The sequence below is a fragment of the Pseudoxanthomonas indica genome (assembly GCF_900167565.1).
GTDB lineage: Bacteria > Pseudomonadota > Gammaproteobacteria > Xanthomonadales > Xanthomonadaceae > Pseudoxanthomonas_A > Pseudoxanthomonas_A indica.
On sequence record NZ_FUZV01000002.1, the window covers coordinates 248,676 to 263,729 of the forward strand.

The window sequence follows — 15,054 nt, forward strand, 5'->3', positions numbered from 1 at the left end:
CCTGATACGACACGGCACCCGAATGAATCGTAGCTTCGCACAATTCCATATCCCGCTGCATGTGATGGCGGCCTCACTCGCGCTCATGCTGGCCTTCATCGGCACGGCAAATGCCCAGTCGGCGCCCATTCCGGAAGTGGATACCGCCCGCCAGGCCGTGGACCGGGCCGACCAGGCCGACGCCGACCAGTACGCGCCCGATGCCATGGCGCGTGCACGCAACCTGCTCGCCCAGGCCCAGCAGGCGCAAAGCAACCGCGACAAGAAGGACGCCATCGAGTTTGCCCTGCGCGCCTCTGCCGACGCCGATCTGGCACGCGCATTGAGCCAGGAAGCCCTGGCCAATGCCGAGTTGCAGCATCGGCGCGCGGAGATTTCGGAACTGCAGCGCAAGCTCGGCACGGAGGAGACCCCATGAAGGCATGGACGCAGCTGGCCCTGGCCACCGCTCTGACGCTATCGACCATCGGCGCTGCGACTGCCGCCGACGACCCGATAGCGGTCCAGCTCAACCAGCGCCTGCGCGCGCTGCAGGCTGACCCGAGCAGCAATGAACTGGCGGCGTTCGAACGGCTGCAGGCCCAGCAAGCCATTTCCGATATCCAAGAGGTCCGCCGCAGCCAGCGGGAGCGCGCCCAGTACGTGGCCACCCGTCGGGTGGAGATCGCCGAAGCCGTGGCCCGCACCCAAGCCGCGCAGCGCGAGCTTTCCCGACTGGACCGCACCCGCAGTGAATTGCTGGTCGAAGCCAGCCGCCGCGACGCAGAACGCGCCCGCCAGGAAGCCGACCGCCTGCGCCTGCAGGCGCAGATCCAGGCCGAGGAGACCGAGCGCCTGCGCCAGGCCGCCGAAGCCGAGACCCTGGCCCGGCAGGATGCCGAGCTGGCCCTGACCAGCGTGGCCGGCCAGCAGTCGGCGCGCCTGAGCGCGGCCCGGCAGAAGGAAGCCAGGCTGGCGCGCGAGGAAGCCGAGCTGGTCGCCGGCAGCAAACTGCCGGCCTCGAAATTCGAGGCCCGCGGCGAGGTCTTCACCTTGCCGGCCTCGCTGTTCGCCAGCGGCAGCGCCAAGCTCTCGGCCAGTGGCCAGGACATCGTCAACGCGCTGGCCGCTTACCTGCAGGCGAGCCCGAAAGCCAAGGCCCGCATCGAAGGCTACGGCGACAAGCAGACCAACGGCCAGCGCCGCGCCGATGCCCTGCGCGATGCGCTGGTGGCGGCCGGTGTTCCCAAGGCGCGCGTGCAGACAGCCGGTAAGGGCACAGGCAGCGCGGCGAAGGCGGCAGAATTCATCGTGACGCAGTAATTTCTGCCTATATTTCAATGGCTTGAACGAACAAGTGCGGCTTCCAGGCCGCTCCGCTGAACCGCAGCAATCAAGGCAAAATCCCGCGCGATCAGGCACTTGCGACAGGCCTTGCGGGGCCAGAAATCGGGGAGTAGGGTCATATACCCAGGCGCCCCCCGGTGCCTGGCTCACCGGAGAGAAGCGAGCCGATGAAGCAGTACCGCAACCCCCAGGAGATCAGTCCCGACGGCCAGGTCCGTGCGGGTGGTTCCGGTGGAGGCGATCGCCCGTCCAATCGAAGCTCCGAATTCCAACGCCCCGTGCCGTAAGGCCGGGGCGTTTGTATTTCTGCTGAAGGAGGTATCCCATGTTCGAAGGTCAACCGCAGGCTGAAATCGATGCACTGATCAAGGCCGACCCCGAATTCAAGCAGCTGTACCAGCGCCATCGCGAACTGGACAAGAAGGTCGCCGATGCCGAGCTGGGCGTGCTGCCCATCGATGACAACCTGCTGGGCCAGATGAAGCGCGAGAAGCTCGTCGCCAAGCAAAGGTTGATCCGAATCTACGACGCCAAACCACACTGACCCCTCTTTATCGTCGCGGGCGGCGACGGCCTCCTCGTCGGCCGTCGCCGCTCGCGTCACTCGAATGCGATAATCCGGGCTCCATCTCCTTTCGGATGTGCAGGCCCGCATGGCGATTCATTCCTCTGTTCTCCAGTTGATCGGCAACACGCCGATCATCCGCGCCCAGCGCCTTGATACCGGCGTCTGCGAGTTGTATCTGAAGCTGGAGAGCGCCAATCCCGGCGGGTCCATCAAGGATCGCATCGGCCTGTCGATGATCGAGGCGGCCGAAAAGCGCGGCGATCTCAAGTCCGGCGCCACCCTCGTGGAAGGCACCGCGGGCAATACCGGCATTGGTCTGGCGCTGGTGGCCCAGCAGAAGGGCTACAAGCTGATCCTGGTGGTCCCGGACAAGATGAGCCGGGAAAAAATCTTCAACCTCAAGGCGATGGGCGCCGAAGTCGTGCTGACCCGGTCCGATGTGGCCAAGGGCCATCCGGAGTACTACCAGGACCTGGCCGCGCGCATCGCCCAGGAAACACCGGGCGCTTACTTCATCAACCAATTTGGCAACCCGGACAACCCGGCCGCGCATGAATTCGGCACCGGCCCGGAAATCCTGGCGCAGATGGACGGCCAGCTGGACGCCATCGTGTTTGGCTGCGGCAGCTCCGGCACCATGACCGGCCTGTCGCGGGCATTTGCCAAGGACGCGCCGAACGTGGAGTTCGTGCTGGCCGATCCGGTCGGATCGATCCTCACCCAGTACATCAACGAAGGCACCCTGAGCGAAAAATCGGGGACCTGGTTGGTGGAAGGCATCGGCGAGGATTTCCTGCCGGAGATCTCCGACTTCACCCGGGTCAAGAAGGCCTATTCGATCACCGACCGCGAGAGCTTCCTGACCGCACGCGAGCTGCTGGCCAAAGAAGGCATCCTCGGCGGCTCCTCCACCGGCACCCTGCTGGCTGCGGCGCTCAAGTACTGCCAGGAACAGACCACGCCCAAGCGGGTGGTGGTGCTGGTGCCGGATACCGGCAACAAGTACCTGTCCAAGATGTACAACGACTACTGGATGCTGGACAACGGATTCATCGACCGCCCGCAGTACGGCGACCTGCGCGATCTGATCCTACGCCCCTACAGCCAGCGCGACACCGTGGTGGTCTCGCCGACCGACCTGCTGACCACCGCCTACCAGCGCATGAAGCTGTACGACGTCTCCCAGCTGCCGGTGATGCAGGGCGACCGCCTGGTCGGCATCGTCGACGAAAGCGACGTGCTGCTGCATGTCTACGGTGACGAGGCGCGCTTCCGCGACCCGGTCTCCACCGCCATGGTCAGCAAGCTGGATCGCCTGGACGTGCGCTCGCCCATCGAGGCCCTTCTGCCGGTGTTTGATCGCGGCCAGGTCGCCATCATCACCGACGGCGAGGCCTTCCTCGGCCTGATCACCCGCATCGACCTGCTGAACTACCTGAGACGGCGCGCCCAGTAAGGCCATTCAGCCGGGGAAGGGGCAACGCGCGAGGACGGCGCGTTAAGCCCCTGCTGCTAGAATTACAGGTCGATTTGAAAGGATTTCCCATGTCGGCACCCTCCCATGACGGCGACCCGAGCCAGTACGCCCTGGCCACCCTGGCCATCCACGGCGGCCAGTCGCCCGATCCCAGTACGGGCGCGGTCATGCCGCCCATCTACGCCACCTCCACCTACGCCCAGGCCAGCCCGGGCGTGCACCAGGGATTCGAGTACTCGCGTACCCACAATCCCACGCGGTTTGCCTATGAACGCTGCGCCGCGGCGCTGGAGGGTGGCACCCGCGGTTACGCCTTTGCCTCGGGCATGGCGGCTACTTCGACTGTGCTGGAACTGCTCGACAGCGGCAGCCACGTCATCGCCATGGACGACCTGTACGGTGGCAGCTATCGCCTGTTCGAGCGCGTGCGCAAGCGCAGCGCCGGTTTGGATTTCAGCTTCGTCGACCTGACCGACGTCGCCGCGTTCGAGGCGGCAATCCGTCCCGAGACCCGCATGGTCTGGATTGAAACGCCGACCAACCCGATGCTCAAGATTGTCGACATCGCCGCGATCGCCGAGCGGGCGCGCAAGCGGGGTTTGATCGTGGTGGTCGACAACACGTTTGCCTCGCCGATTCTGCAGCGCCCCCTGCAATTGGGCGCGCATCTGGTCATGCATTCGGCCACCAAGTACCTCAACGGCCACTCCGACATGGTCGGTGGCCTGGTGGTCGCCGGCGATGACAGCGAGTTGGCCGAGCAACTGGCCTTCCTGCAGAACTCCATCGGCGCTGTGCAGGGCCCGTTCGACAGTTTCCTGGCCCTCCGTGGATTGAAGACCCTTCATCTGCGCATGCAGGCGCATTGCCAGAATGCCCAGGCCCTGGCCGAATGGCTGCAAGGCCAGGCGGCCATCGAACAGGTGATCTATCCGGGCCTGGCCGCGCATCCGCACCATGCCTTGGCCACCCGGCAGATGCAGGGCTACGGCGGCATCATTTCGATCGTGCTCAAGGGCGGCTTTGAAGGCGCACGCCGTTTCTGCGAGACCACGCGCTTGTTCACCCTCGCCGAGTCGCTGGGTGGCGTGGAAAGCCTGGTCAACCATCCGGCGGTGATGACCCATGCCTCGATTCCGCCCGAGCGCCGCGCCGTGCTGGGGATCAGCGAAGGCTTGGTGCGCTTGAGCGTGGGTGTGGAGGATTTGGCGGATTTGCAGGCCGACCTGGCGGCCGCCTTGCAGGCATCTTCGGGCACGGACGGCTGATAGCACGCCATGCCCCGCCAACGCCTGGATCAGGTGCTCGTCAGCCTGTCCGCCTGGATCAGGCGCCAGCCATGGATGCGCACGCTTGCGCGAATCTTGCCCGCCACTTGGCGCAGGCAGGCAGCCACGCGCCTGCACGCAGCAGCGGTTGAGCGCCTGCGCTTTGCCAACAGCCACTCGTGGCCGGCGCCGCCGGGTGTGACCGACGCAGCCGTACGCCCGGCCCGGATTGACAAGTCGATCGGCATCAACGTTGTCGGCTACCTGCGCGGCGAGTTCGGCCTGGCCGAAGCAGCCCGGCTGTATGCGGGCGCGCTGATTGCCAGCGGCCATGACGTCGCGATGCGCAGTGTCGAGTTGGCATTGCCGCATGGCTGGGATGATCGCAGTCTGGAACCATGGATCACCGATCAGACGCCGCACGCGGATACGCTGGTGTTCGTCAATCCGGATTACCTGGCGCAAGTGGTGGATCACCTGGCGTTGCGTCGTGATCCGGATCATCGACTGTATGCGTGCTGGTTCTGGGAACTGGAAACCGTGCCCGCGCACTGGCAGCGCGCCATCGACGCGGTCGACGGCATTCTGGTGGCATCGAAATTCGTCGAACAGGCGTTCCGCGCCCGTACCGAAAAGCCGGTCCTGCGCGTGCCACTGCCGGTGACGCAACCCCCGCTCCTGCCGATGACGCGCAGTGACTTTGACCTGGAAGAGGGGGTATTCGTCTTCCTGTGCATGTTCGACTTCCACTCCGCCATCGAGCGCAAGAATCCGCATGCCGCCATCGCGGCATTTCGCGCGGCGTTTCCCCCGGCACGCAATGACGTGCGACTGCTGATCAAGACCAGCAATGCCGCCGCCGCTCCTGACCAGTTGGCCGGGCTGTTGGCCGCCATCGGCGACGACGCCCGCATCCGTGTGCGTGACCAGCACCTTCACCGCAGCCACCTCCATGCGTTGCAGGCGTGTTGCGATGTCTACTTGTCCCTGCACCGCGCCGAAGGATTCGGCCTGGGCATGGCCGAAGCGATGGCACTGGGCAAACCCGTGATTGCCACGGCCTGGTCGGGCAACCTGGATTTCATGGACGACCACAACAGCCTGCTGATCAACTGCCAACTTGTACCCGTGCCTGCAGGTGCCTATCCGGATGCCGCGGGCGCTCGCTGGGCCGAACCCGACATCCACGCCGCCGCCGCCGCGATGGCGCGCTTGGCCGACGATCCATCGCAGGCCCGCGAACTGGGCGAACGCGCTCGCATCTCGGTGCTCGAAACCCTCTCCGCCCCGCGTGCAGCATCGCAGATCCATGACTGGATCGCGCGCCAGGCACAGTCTCTGTCCACGCCGCATTCGGCCATCCACGAACAACAAGCGAGTCACCCGTGAGAGATTTACTTCGAGCCATCTACACGTATCGGCTCTTCATCCTCTCGTCGATCAAGAACGAGCTGCACCTGCGCTTTGTACGCAGCAAGCTGGGTGCCCTGTGGATCGTGATCCACCCACTGATGCAGGTGTTGATCTTCGCCCTGATCCTGTCAGAGGTCCTGTCGGCCAAGTTGCCGGGCATCGACAACAAGTATGCCTACGCGCTGTACCTGATGGCGGGCACCCTGTGCTGGGCGCTGTTTTCCGAAACCATATCCAAGTGCCTGACCTTGTTCATCGACAACGGCAATCTGATGAAGAAGATGGCATTCCCCAGGGTATGCCTGCCGCTGATCGCAGCAGGTACCGCGCTGGTCAACAACGTCCTGCTGTTCGTCGCGATCCTCATGGTGTTTGCCGCCCTGGGTCATTTTCCGGACCATCACCTGATCTGGTTGCCGGCATTGATCCTGGTCACGATGCTGATGGCGATGAGCGTCGGCTTGTTGTTGGGCACGATGAACGTGTTCATGCGCGATATCGGGCAGATCGTGCCAGTCATCCTGCAAGCGTTGTTCTGGCTGACCCCGATCGTCTACAACATCAGCATCTTGCCGCCGACACTGCAACACTGGTTCAAATACAACCCGTTGTATCCGCTGGTGACGAGTTACCAGAACATCATGGTGTTCGGACGCGAACCGTTATGGGAGTCCCTGGCAGCGATCGCCGTCGTCTCCTGCATTCTCTCGGTCGCGGCGTTGATCGTCTTTCGTCGCGCAAGCCCTGAAATGGTGGACTCGCTATGAGTGGCCGGCTGCTCGTCCAGAATGTAGGCAAGGTTTACCGTACCTGGTCCAGTGAATGGCTGCGCGTGGCTTCCTGGCTTGGGTTCAAGACCCGGCCGGCGGAAGAACACTGGGTATTGCGGGATGTTTCATTCTCCATCGGCCCCGGCGAAGCCGTCGGCGTCATCGGTCAGAATGGCGCCGGCAAGAGCACGCTTCTCAAGTTGATCACGGGTACCGCCCAACCGAGCGAAGGCAGCATCGTGCGCACTGGCAGGGTGGCGGCGATCCTGGAGCTAGGGATGGGCTTCAACCCCGACCTGACCGGTCGCCAGAACGCCATTCATTCGGCGGGCCTGATGGGATACGGCCAGTCCGAAATCGAAGCAGTCCTGCCGGAAATCGAAGCCTTTGCGGAAATCGGCGACTACTTTGATCAGCCGGTGCGTACCTACTCGAGCGGCATGCAGGTGCGCGTTGCGTTCGCGGTCGCCACCGCATTCAAGCCCGACCTGTTGATCGTCGACGAGGCGCTGTCGGTGGGTGACAGCTACTTCCAGCACAAGAGCTTCGATCGTATGCGCCGGTTCCGCGAGGAGGGTACTTCGATCATGCTCGTCTCTCATTCCATGGGCGACGTCAAGTCGCTATGTGATCGCGCGATCCTCCTGGATCGAGGGCGCGTCGTCCGTGAAGGCACGCCGGAAGAGGTGGTCGACTACTACAACGCCGCGATCGCGGAAAAAGAAAGCAGCCAGCAGAGCATCGAGCAGAAGCGTGCCAAACACGGCTGGGTCACCACGCGAAGTGGTTCCTTCGAGGTCATGGTGGACCACCTGGGGTTCCGGGATCCCACCACTGGAAACAGTATCGAGATGCTACGAGTCGGCCATGATGTCGAGCTTGTGCTGGAGGCGGCGGTGCACAGCGACATCGAACGACTCGTGCTTGGTTACATGATTCGGGACCGGCAGGGCCATGTGGTCTGGGGAACGAATACCTGGCATACCAGGCAGGTGTTGACTGACCTGCGCGCAGGCGACAGGGTGAGTTTCGTGCTGCCGTTCCGATGCACCTTCGGACCCGGCTCCTATTCGGTATCACCGGCGCTGGTGAGCTCCGATACGCACCTGGAGAACAATTACGAATGGACGGACAACATGCTTGTATTCGACGTACTCAATCTTGACCAGTCCGTCTTCATCGGGACGAACTGGATCGACGCTGAATTTTCCATCAGCCGGAGCCGGCCGACTGCGGAGCAGGCATGAGTACGTTTGTCTCATACGCGCAGAATTTCGAAGACGTCATGTTGCGGCGCGCATTGCGCGACGTAACGGAGGGTTTCTACATCGATGTGGGGGCCAACAGCCCCGTCATTGATTCAGTCAGTTTGGCGTTCTACCAACTTGGCTGGCGCGGCATCAACGTAGAGCCTTCGATCGAGTTCATCAACCAGCTGCGCGAGCAGCGGTCCCGCGACATCAATCTGCATGCAGCGCTGTCGGATGAACCGGGCATGCTGAAGTTCTTCGATTTTCCACAGACGGGTCTCAGTACCCTGGTCGAGGAAGTCGCACAGCAGCATCTAGCGTCTGGCTTCGAGGTGAAGGAGGATTGGGTTTCCGTCGTCACCTTGGATGACGTTTTCGCCCAGGTACCCGTGGATGAGGTCCATTGGCTGAAGGTCGATGTGGAGGGAGCCGAAAAACAGGTACTGGATGGATGGAGCAAGTCCGAGGTTCGGCCCTGGATCGTGATCGTCGAGGGAGTGGACCCGGAGCAACACGCGCCGTCGCATGCCGAGTGGGAAAGTGGCTTGCTTGCGAAGGGATACCGGTTCGTCTATTTCGACGCCTTGAACCGTTTCTATGTGTCAGAAAAGCACCTGCATCTGGCCGATGCGTTTTCCCTTTCCCCGAACCTGTTCGACAGATTCGCATTGAGTGGAACCGCTACCTCGATGTTTACCTCGTCGCTGGCGCAGCAAGCCCGCCAAGCCCATGCGGAGGCACTGGCAGCGATCGAGGATGGGCGCAGAAGGCGCGAGCAGCATGAGCATCTTCTGGAAGAACTTGCGCAGCGCTACCAGTCGGAGCGCGAGGCGTTGCAGAGCCGGCTGATTGCCACGCTTTCGGAGTATCGAGGCATCGTCCAGGAACGCGACGCGGCAGCGGCAACCCTGCAACGCACGAGTGACGAGTTGGTGGTGGCAAGAAGGGAGTTGTCGGAGTTTGCTGCCGTTCGCGAAGACCTGGCGCATGAGCTTGCAGTCAGCCGCCAGCGCGAGGCCATGCACAAGGCCGAAACGCGCCTGGTCGAGATGCAGATCCGGGAAATCCGCGCCAGCACGTCATGGACAATCACGGCGCCGCTTCGCTTCACGGTGTCGTTGTTGCGCGGCAAGCGTGCGGACGCTTCGCAGTACCTGCGTGAGGCACTGAAAGGAGCCGCAAATATCGGCTGGTTGCGCGCGCTCGCACGCACGCTGATCCCTGCTGACAGTCGCCTCAAGCGTGCCCTGGTTGCGCGCATCGTAAGTGCACCGACGGTGGTCCACGCCGGTGGTGTCGCCTCGATACTGCTGAGTGAGTCAGGGGCACCGATGGGTCCGGAGCGCGCCCAGCTCCTGAGCAGGATGAGGCGTGCCTCGGGACCGGAGCAAATGCGATGAAAATCGGCCTGGACATGCAATCGCGCCAGACCCAGGACAGCCGCGATCGAGGTATCGGGCGTTATTCGCTGTCGCTGGCCCTGGCCATGTTGCGTCAGAGGCGTGGCCATGAGTTCTCGATTCTGCTCAATGGGCGGTTCAAGCGCAGCCTGAATCTCGTCATGGACGATTTCGGGATAGAGCCAGGTGATCCGCAGGTCAGGATTTACCAGACCCTGCCTCACTCCACGGAATGGCACGCCCAGGATGCCTGGCGGCACGAGGCGTCCAAGCTGCTGCGGCAATCGAGCCTGGCGGCGATGGGTCTGGACATGGTCCACTGCACCAGCCTGTTCGAGAATCCGGCCGGGGACGCGTCGACGTCCTGGGGGGATGTGCCAACCGGCAGCCTGCATGCCGTCACCTTGTACGATTTGATCCCGTACAGCTTCCAGGACATCTACCTGCGAGATCCCACGATGCGGGCCTCGTACCTGCGCAAGATCCAGCAGCTTCGCGATGCGGACCTGCTGCTGGCGATCTCCGATTTCTCGCGTGCGGAAGCCATCGAACGTCTTGGCATCGACCCGCATCGCGTCGTCAACATCGCCGGCGCGGCAGACGCCCGCTTCCAGGAAGTGGACATCGATCCAGGCACCCGGGCGTCATTGCTCGCGCGTTTCGGCCTGGGGCGATTCGTCATGTACACGGGCGGTATCGACCATCGAAAGAACATCGAACGGCTGATCCAGGCCTATGCCAGTTTGCCGCGCGAACTCGTCGCGCAGTTCCAGTTGGTGATTGTCTGCAGCGTGCAACTCGCCCAGAAAGAGGAACTCCAGCGCCTGGCTGCTTCGCATGGCCTGGCTCCCGACCGCCTGGTGATGACCGGATTTGTCAGCGATCAGGATCTGCTCCACTTCTACAACCTGTGCGAGCTGTTCGTGTTCCCTTCCTGGTGCGAAGGATTCGGCCTTCCGGTGCTCGAGGCAATGCAATGCGGAGCCCCGGTCATTGCCGCGGGAACGTCCAGCCTGCCGGAAGTCGTTGGTTTCCCGGAGGCCTTGTTCGACCCCTATTCGATCTCCGACATCTCAGCCAAGATCCGGCGAGCTCTCGAGGATGAGGCGTTTCGCGCGGCGCTGAAGGAACACGGCCGACTGCAGGCACAAAAGTTCAGCTGGGATGCTTCGGCGACGCTGGCCTTGGATGCCATGGAGGAATCGCATGATCGCCGCGGACCGCGCAATACCCTGGTGCCGGTCGCCGAGACCAGTCCCGACCGGCCGACGCTGGCATTCGTCTCGCCGCTGCCACCCGGCAAGTCCGGTATCGCCAGTTACTCCGCCGAACTGCTGCCCTACCTGGAAGAGCATTACGAGATCACCTTGATCTGTAGCAGCGGGGAGATCAATGAGCCGTACCTCGAGGCCAACTTCCAGGTGAAGACACCGGAGTGGTTGCGCGAAAACGCCAGTGCGTTCGACCGTATCGTCTACCAGTTTGGAAACTCCGACCACCATACGTACATGTTCCGGTTGCTGGAGGAGCTGCCGGGCACGGTCGTACTGCACGATTTCTGGCTCAGCAACATTCTGGAACACACCCAGTTGCACAACCCCGAGCCTTACATTTGGGACCAATACCTGCACTATGCGCACGGTTGGCCAGCACTGGCACGGCGCGTGGGCCGTGGCCACGATCGAGCCGCGATTACGGCGTTCCCTGCCAATCGTCGCGTCATCGACGGTGCCATCGGCGTCATACTGCATTCGCAGTTCAGTGCCGCGCTTGCGACTTCCTGGTACGGCGACGACATGATGGCGAACATTCGCGTCGTGAAGCACCAGAGATCCGTGGCGCCGAAATTCGACAAGGCTGCGGCAAAGGCGAAACTGGGCCTGCGCCCGGATGAGTGGCTGGTATGTTCGTTCGGCTTCATCGACGCGACCAAGCATAGCCTGCGGCTCGCCCGCAGCTTCCTGGCATCGGATCTCCATCACCAGCGCAAGGCGAGGCTGGTATTCGTCGGGCAGAACCCGGGCGATGACTACGGACGCGAGATGGCCGAGTTGGTCGCAGGCAGCGCGGGCAGGGTCAGCTTCACCGGGTTTGCCGCTGACGAGGACTACGCGCTGTATCTGCAGGCGGCGGATGCCGCCGTGCAACTGCGGGGTCAGTCACGCGGCGAGACCTCCGGTGCAGCACTGGATTGCCTGGCCCATGAAGTGCCCCTGGTGATCAATGACAATGGTGCGTTCTCGCAAATTCCCGACGTTGCCGTCATCAAGTTGGCCGACGACTTCGACGATGCCACGCTGACGACCACGTTGAACGGGTTGATGGACGATCCCGCCCGTCTGCAGGCGATCAGTGTTGCCGGCCGGCATTATCTGGTCGAGGAATGCCATCCGCGCATCACGGCGCTCCACTATCGCGATGCAATCGAAGCCTTCCATCGGGAGCACCCTGGCGCCTTGCGCCTGGCTACCGTTGATCGGCTGGGCCTGCTCGCCTCACAGCATCAACCTGGCAGCGGAGATTTCGATCTCGCCGTGGCGGCTGTGCAGGCCAACTTTCCGAAAAGGGCGACGCAAAGCCACTTGTACGTCGACGAGCGGTTGTTCGACGGCATGGATCGGGAGGACGAGGGCGCCTGGAAGGCGGCTTTGCTGGCCCCGGGCGAGTCGCGCATCGAGATGCTGGGATTGGGGTCAGGCGGTTACATCAACCCGGTGGGCCGGACAGCGAGCTTCCTGGGACTGGAGGCAATCGCCTTGCCAGCCACTGGCATCGACTTGCGGCAAGACGACATGTTCCTGTTGTCGCCCCGCTCGGCCTTCGCTGATACCGAACAGCAGGCAGGTCTTGCTCGACTGCTTCGCGACGCCGCGATGCAGCAGTCTCGAGTTGTCTGGTACTGGCCCAGCCTGGCCCGCGACGTTGCCACGCTGGGTCTGGCCCGGGTCAGTGAAGCTTGGCTGCGCTACTCGGCCGAAGGCCATGCAATCGTGGTCGATACCGAAGCCGATGCTCGCTGGCTGTGTGATCACCAACTGCTCATGGGCACCGCCGCGGCCGGTTCGTTGCCGATTTTCCATCCGATCGACAGTGCGATCAGGAACGTGGCTGGCTTGCGTGCGCTGGTTCGCGACGGCGAGGCAGAGGGCTGGCAGATCGCCAAGGCAGTCGTCGCCACTCCGCATGCCTGGGTGGCCACGGATGCGGCCCTGAATACCCGGGTTGGGGTCCTGCGTGATGGCTGCCTGGTTGCTACAGGCAACGACGGCTATCTCGTCTATGGACCCTACGCCCGCGTTCCCGCGGGGCGATACACCCTGGCCATCTGGGGTGCCCTCGACCCGCCTGTCAGCGAAACAAGCGCGCAGACCAGATTCGAAGTGGCCACGGATTCGGGCAAGACCGTCTTGAAAGAGGGCCCGCTCAGTGAAGGACAGGGCCCGATTGCCGAGGCGTCGATCGTGCTGGAGGCGCCAAGCCACGATCTGGAGCTGCGAATCTGGGTCGATTCCGGCGCTTCATTGGCCTTCCGCGGGTACTATTTGTCACCTGTTGAGTCTGCCCCCCATTTATTGCAAGGATCTTGAAGTGAAGAAAGCCATCATCACCGGAATCACGGGGCAGGACGGCGCCTATCTGGCCCAGTTGCTTTTGGACAAGGGCTACGCGGTTTACGGTACCTATCGTCGTACGAGTTCGGTCAATTTCTGGCGCCTGCAGGAAGTGGGAGCGCTGGGTCACCCGAACTTGCACCTGGTCGAGTACGACTTGACCGATTTGGGCACGAGCATTGCCTTGCTGCAGAAGGCGGAGCCGGACGAGGTCTACAATTTGGCGGCGCAGAGCTTTGTCGGCGTCAGTTTCGACCAGCCGTCGACCACCGCCCAGATTACCGGCGTAGGCGCACTGAACCTGCTTGAAGCCATCCGGTTGACCAACCGGGGCATTCGCTTCTACCAGGCTTCGACATCGGAGATGTTCGGCAAGGTCCAGGCCATTCCCCAGGTGGAGGAGACGCCGTTCTATCCGAGAAGCCCCTATGGCGTCGCGAAATTGTATGCACACTGGATGACGGTGAACTACCGGGAGAGCTACGGCATCTTTGGCTCGAGCGGCATCCTGTTCAACCATGAAAGTCCCTTGCGCGGACGCGAGTTCGTGACGCGCAAGATCACCGACTCGGTCGCGAAGATCGCGTTGGGCCAGCTCGAATGCCTTGAGCTGGGCAATCTGGATGCCAAGCGCGACTGGGGATTCGCGAAGGAGTACGTGGAAGGCATGTGGCGCATGCTTCAACACGACGAGCCGGATACCTTCGTGTTGGCGACCAATCGCACGGAGACCGTTCGCGATTTCGTCTCCATGGCGTTCAAGGCAGCGGGCATCACGGTCGAGTTCCGTGGCAAGGATCTGGACGAAGTGGCGATCGACACGTCGAGCGGCAGGACGGTGATGCGCATCAATCCGCTGTTCCATCGCCCCGCTGAGGTCGATCTGCTGATCGGCAACCCGGACAAGGCCCTCCGCAAATTGGGCTGGCAAGCAAACACCACCCTGGAAGCGCTTTGCGACATGATGGTGAAAGCCGACCTGGGGCGGAACGAGCGCGGCGCGTCTTTCTGATGAGCAGGCCCCAGCGCGCGCTGATTACCGGAGTTCGAGGATTCACCGGACGTTATCTGTCCAGGGAACTTCAAGAGCATGGGTACGACGTATTCGGCCTGGGAAACAGCGGGTCAGACGAGGCCGGTTACTTCCGTGTCGACCTGGACGACCCCGCGGCCCTGAGGGCTGCCATCGACCAGGTGCGACCGGATCTGGTGTTCCACCTGGCGGCGCTTGCGTTCGTTGCCCACGGCAATCCGGACGACTTTTATCAGGTCAATGTCGTGGGGACCCGCCACCTGCTCGATGCAATCCACGCATCAGCCCACCGGCCCGTCAAGGTGTTAGTCGCCAGTAGCGCCAACATCTACGGAAACTCGTCCGCCAGTGTCCTGGCGGAGGAGACGCCGCCAGCCCCGAGCAACGATTACGCAGTCAGCAAGCTGGCAATGGAATACATGGCCTGGCTCTGGAGCGACCGGTTGCCGATCACCGTGGTCAGGCCGTTCAACTATACCGGCGTGGGTCAGGACGAAAATTTCCTGTTGCCGAAGATCGTCAGTCACTTCCGGAAACGGGCGGCATACATCGAGTTGGGAAACATCGATGTATCACGCGACTTCAGCGACGTCCGCACGTTCGTGCAGCTGTACCGGCGCCTGGCCGAATCGTCCGACGCGGTGGGCGGTACATTCAATTTCAGCTCCGGGAAAAGCCACTCGCTCCAAGAGGTGATTGCGATGTGCGAATCGCTCACGGGCCATTCGATGGAGATACGCATCAATCCGGCGTTCGTCAGGCCCAACGAAGTGAAGACCCTGCGCGGCGACAACAGCCGCCTGCGTAGCGTGCTGGGCACATGGAACGAGATCGAACTGCGGGACACCCTGGCATGGATGCTCGATGCGGGGCAGGGGTAAACCGACCGAATGGTTGGGGAGCGTAGCGACACTTGCGGCTGAAGCATGACCGCGCCA

12 protein-coding genes are annotated in these 15,054 nt (G+C 62.7%); all 12 read left to right on the forward strand.

The genetic code is table 11. The features are described 5' to 3' along the window. Positions 1-22 precede the first annotated feature (22 nt). The 12 genes from B5X78_RS11805 (at position 23) to B5X78_RS11860 (ending at position 14,997) form a co-directional block, all read left to right on the forward strand. A complete protein-coding gene (locus B5X78_RS11805) occupies positions 23-418 on the forward strand; it encodes a DUF4398 domain-containing protein (RefSeq protein ID WP_079724737.1) in 396 nt (131 codons plus the stop codon). Beyond that, entirely contained in the window at positions 415-1,302 is an 888-nt protein-coding gene (locus tag B5X78_RS11810) for an OmpA family protein (protein WP_079724738.1), read from the forward strand. The genes B5X78_RS11805 and B5X78_RS11810 overlap by 4 nt, the downstream gene beginning before the upstream one ends. Before the next feature lie 349 nt (positions 1,303-1,651). Further along, a complete protein-coding gene (locus B5X78_RS11815) occupies positions 1,652-1,870 on the forward strand; it encodes an HP1242/YdcH family protein (RefSeq protein WP_079724739.1) in 219 nt (72 codons plus the stop codon). A 109-nt stretch (positions 1,871-1,979) separates the two neighbouring features. Next, on the forward strand, positions 1,980-3,350 hold the full coding sequence (locus B5X78_RS11820) for a pyridoxal-phosphate dependent enzyme (protein ID WP_079724740.1): 1,371 nt from the start codon (positions 1,980-1,982) through the stop codon (positions 3,348-3,350). Positions 3,351-3,439: 89 nt separating this feature from the next. Further along, entirely contained in the window at positions 3,440-4,639 is a 1,200-nt protein-coding gene (locus B5X78_RS11825) for a cystathionine gamma-synthase (RefSeq protein ID WP_079724741.1), read from the forward strand. Positions 4,640-4,648: 9 nt separating this feature from the next. Further along, positions 4,649-6,028 (forward strand): glycosyltransferase, encoded by a 1,380-nt coding sequence (locus B5X78_RS11830; protein WP_079724742.1) that lies wholly within the window; start codon positions 4,649-4,651, stop codon positions 6,026-6,028. Next, positions 6,025-6,819: an ABC transporter permease gene (locus B5X78_RS11835; protein WP_079724743.1), complete on the forward strand. Its 795-nt coding sequence runs from the start codon at positions 6,025-6,027 to the stop codon at positions 6,817-6,819. Before B5X78_RS11830 ends, B5X78_RS11835 begins: the two co-directional genes overlap by 4 nt. Next, positions 6,816-8,069, forward strand: coding sequence for an ABC transporter ATP-binding protein (locus B5X78_RS11840; RefSeq protein WP_079724744.1), 1,254 nt, complete (start codon positions 6,816-6,818; stop codon positions 8,067-8,069). Before B5X78_RS11835 ends, B5X78_RS11840 begins: the two co-directional genes overlap by 4 nt. Then, complete coding sequence (locus B5X78_RS11845) at positions 8,066-9,472, forward strand: FkbM family methyltransferase (RefSeq protein ID WP_079724745.1); 1,407 nt, start codon at positions 8,066-8,068, stop codon at positions 9,470-9,472. The genes B5X78_RS11840 and B5X78_RS11845 overlap by 4 nt, the downstream gene beginning before the upstream one ends. Then, a complete protein-coding gene (locus tag B5X78_RS11850) occupies positions 9,469-13,059 on the forward strand; it encodes a glycosyltransferase (RefSeq protein ID WP_079724746.1) in 3,591 nt (1,196 codons plus the stop codon). The genes B5X78_RS11845 and B5X78_RS11850 overlap by 4 nt, the downstream gene beginning before the upstream one ends. A 1-nt stretch (position 13,060) precedes the next feature. Next, complete coding sequence (gene gmd / locus B5X78_RS11855; protein WP_079724747.1) at positions 13,061-14,095, forward strand: GDP-mannose 4,6-dehydratase; 1,035 nt, start codon at positions 13,061-13,063, stop codon at positions 14,093-14,095. Continuing rightward, positions 14,095-14,997 carry a GDP-mannose 4,6-dehydratase gene (locus tag B5X78_RS11860; protein ID WP_079724748.1) on the forward strand — a complete coding sequence of 301 codons (903 nt, stop codon included), beginning with the start codon at positions 14,095-14,097 and terminating at the stop codon, positions 14,995-14,997. The genes gmd and B5X78_RS11860 overlap by 1 nt, the downstream gene beginning before the upstream one ends. Positions 14,998-15,054: the final 57 nt, after the last annotated feature.

What these genes read in the sequence shown, in the direction of transcription:
- B5X78_RS11805 (WP_079724737.1), top strand. Translation starts at nt 23, where the DNA reads ATGAATCGTAGCTTCGCACAATTCCATATCCCGCTGCATGTGATGGCG.
- B5X78_RS11810 (WP_079724738.1), top strand. Translation starts at nt 415, where the DNA reads ATGAAGGCATGGACGCAGCTGGCCCTGGCCACCGCTCTGACGCTATCG.
- B5X78_RS11815 (WP_079724739.1), top strand. Translation starts at nt 1,652, where the DNA reads ATGTTCGAAGGTCAACCGCAGGCTGAAATCGATGCACTGATCAAGGCC.
- B5X78_RS11820 (WP_079724740.1), top strand. Translation starts at nt 1,980, where the DNA reads ATGGCGATTCATTCCTCTGTTCTCCAGTTGATCGGCAACACGCCGATC.
- B5X78_RS11825 (WP_079724741.1), top strand. Translation starts at nt 3,440, where the DNA reads ATGTCGGCACCCTCCCATGACGGCGACCCGAGCCAGTACGCCCTGGCC.
- B5X78_RS11830 (WP_079724742.1), top strand. Translation starts at nt 4,649, where the DNA reads ATGCCCCGCCAACGCCTGGATCAGGTGCTCGTCAGCCTGTCCGCCTGG.
- B5X78_RS11840 (WP_079724744.1), top strand. Translation starts at nt 6,816, where the DNA reads ATGAGTGGCCGGCTGCTCGTCCAGAATGTAGGCAAGGTTTACCGTACC.
- B5X78_RS11845 (WP_079724745.1), top strand. Translation starts at nt 8,066, where the DNA reads ATGAGTACGTTTGTCTCATACGCGCAGAATTTCGAAGACGTCATGTTG.
- B5X78_RS11850 (WP_079724746.1), top strand. Translation starts at nt 9,469, where the DNA reads ATGAAAATCGGCCTGGACATGCAATCGCGCCAGACCCAGGACAGCCGC.
- B5X78_RS11860 (WP_079724748.1), top strand. Translation starts at nt 14,095, where the DNA reads ATGAGCAGGCCCCAGCGCGCGCTGATTACCGGAGTTCGAGGATTCACC.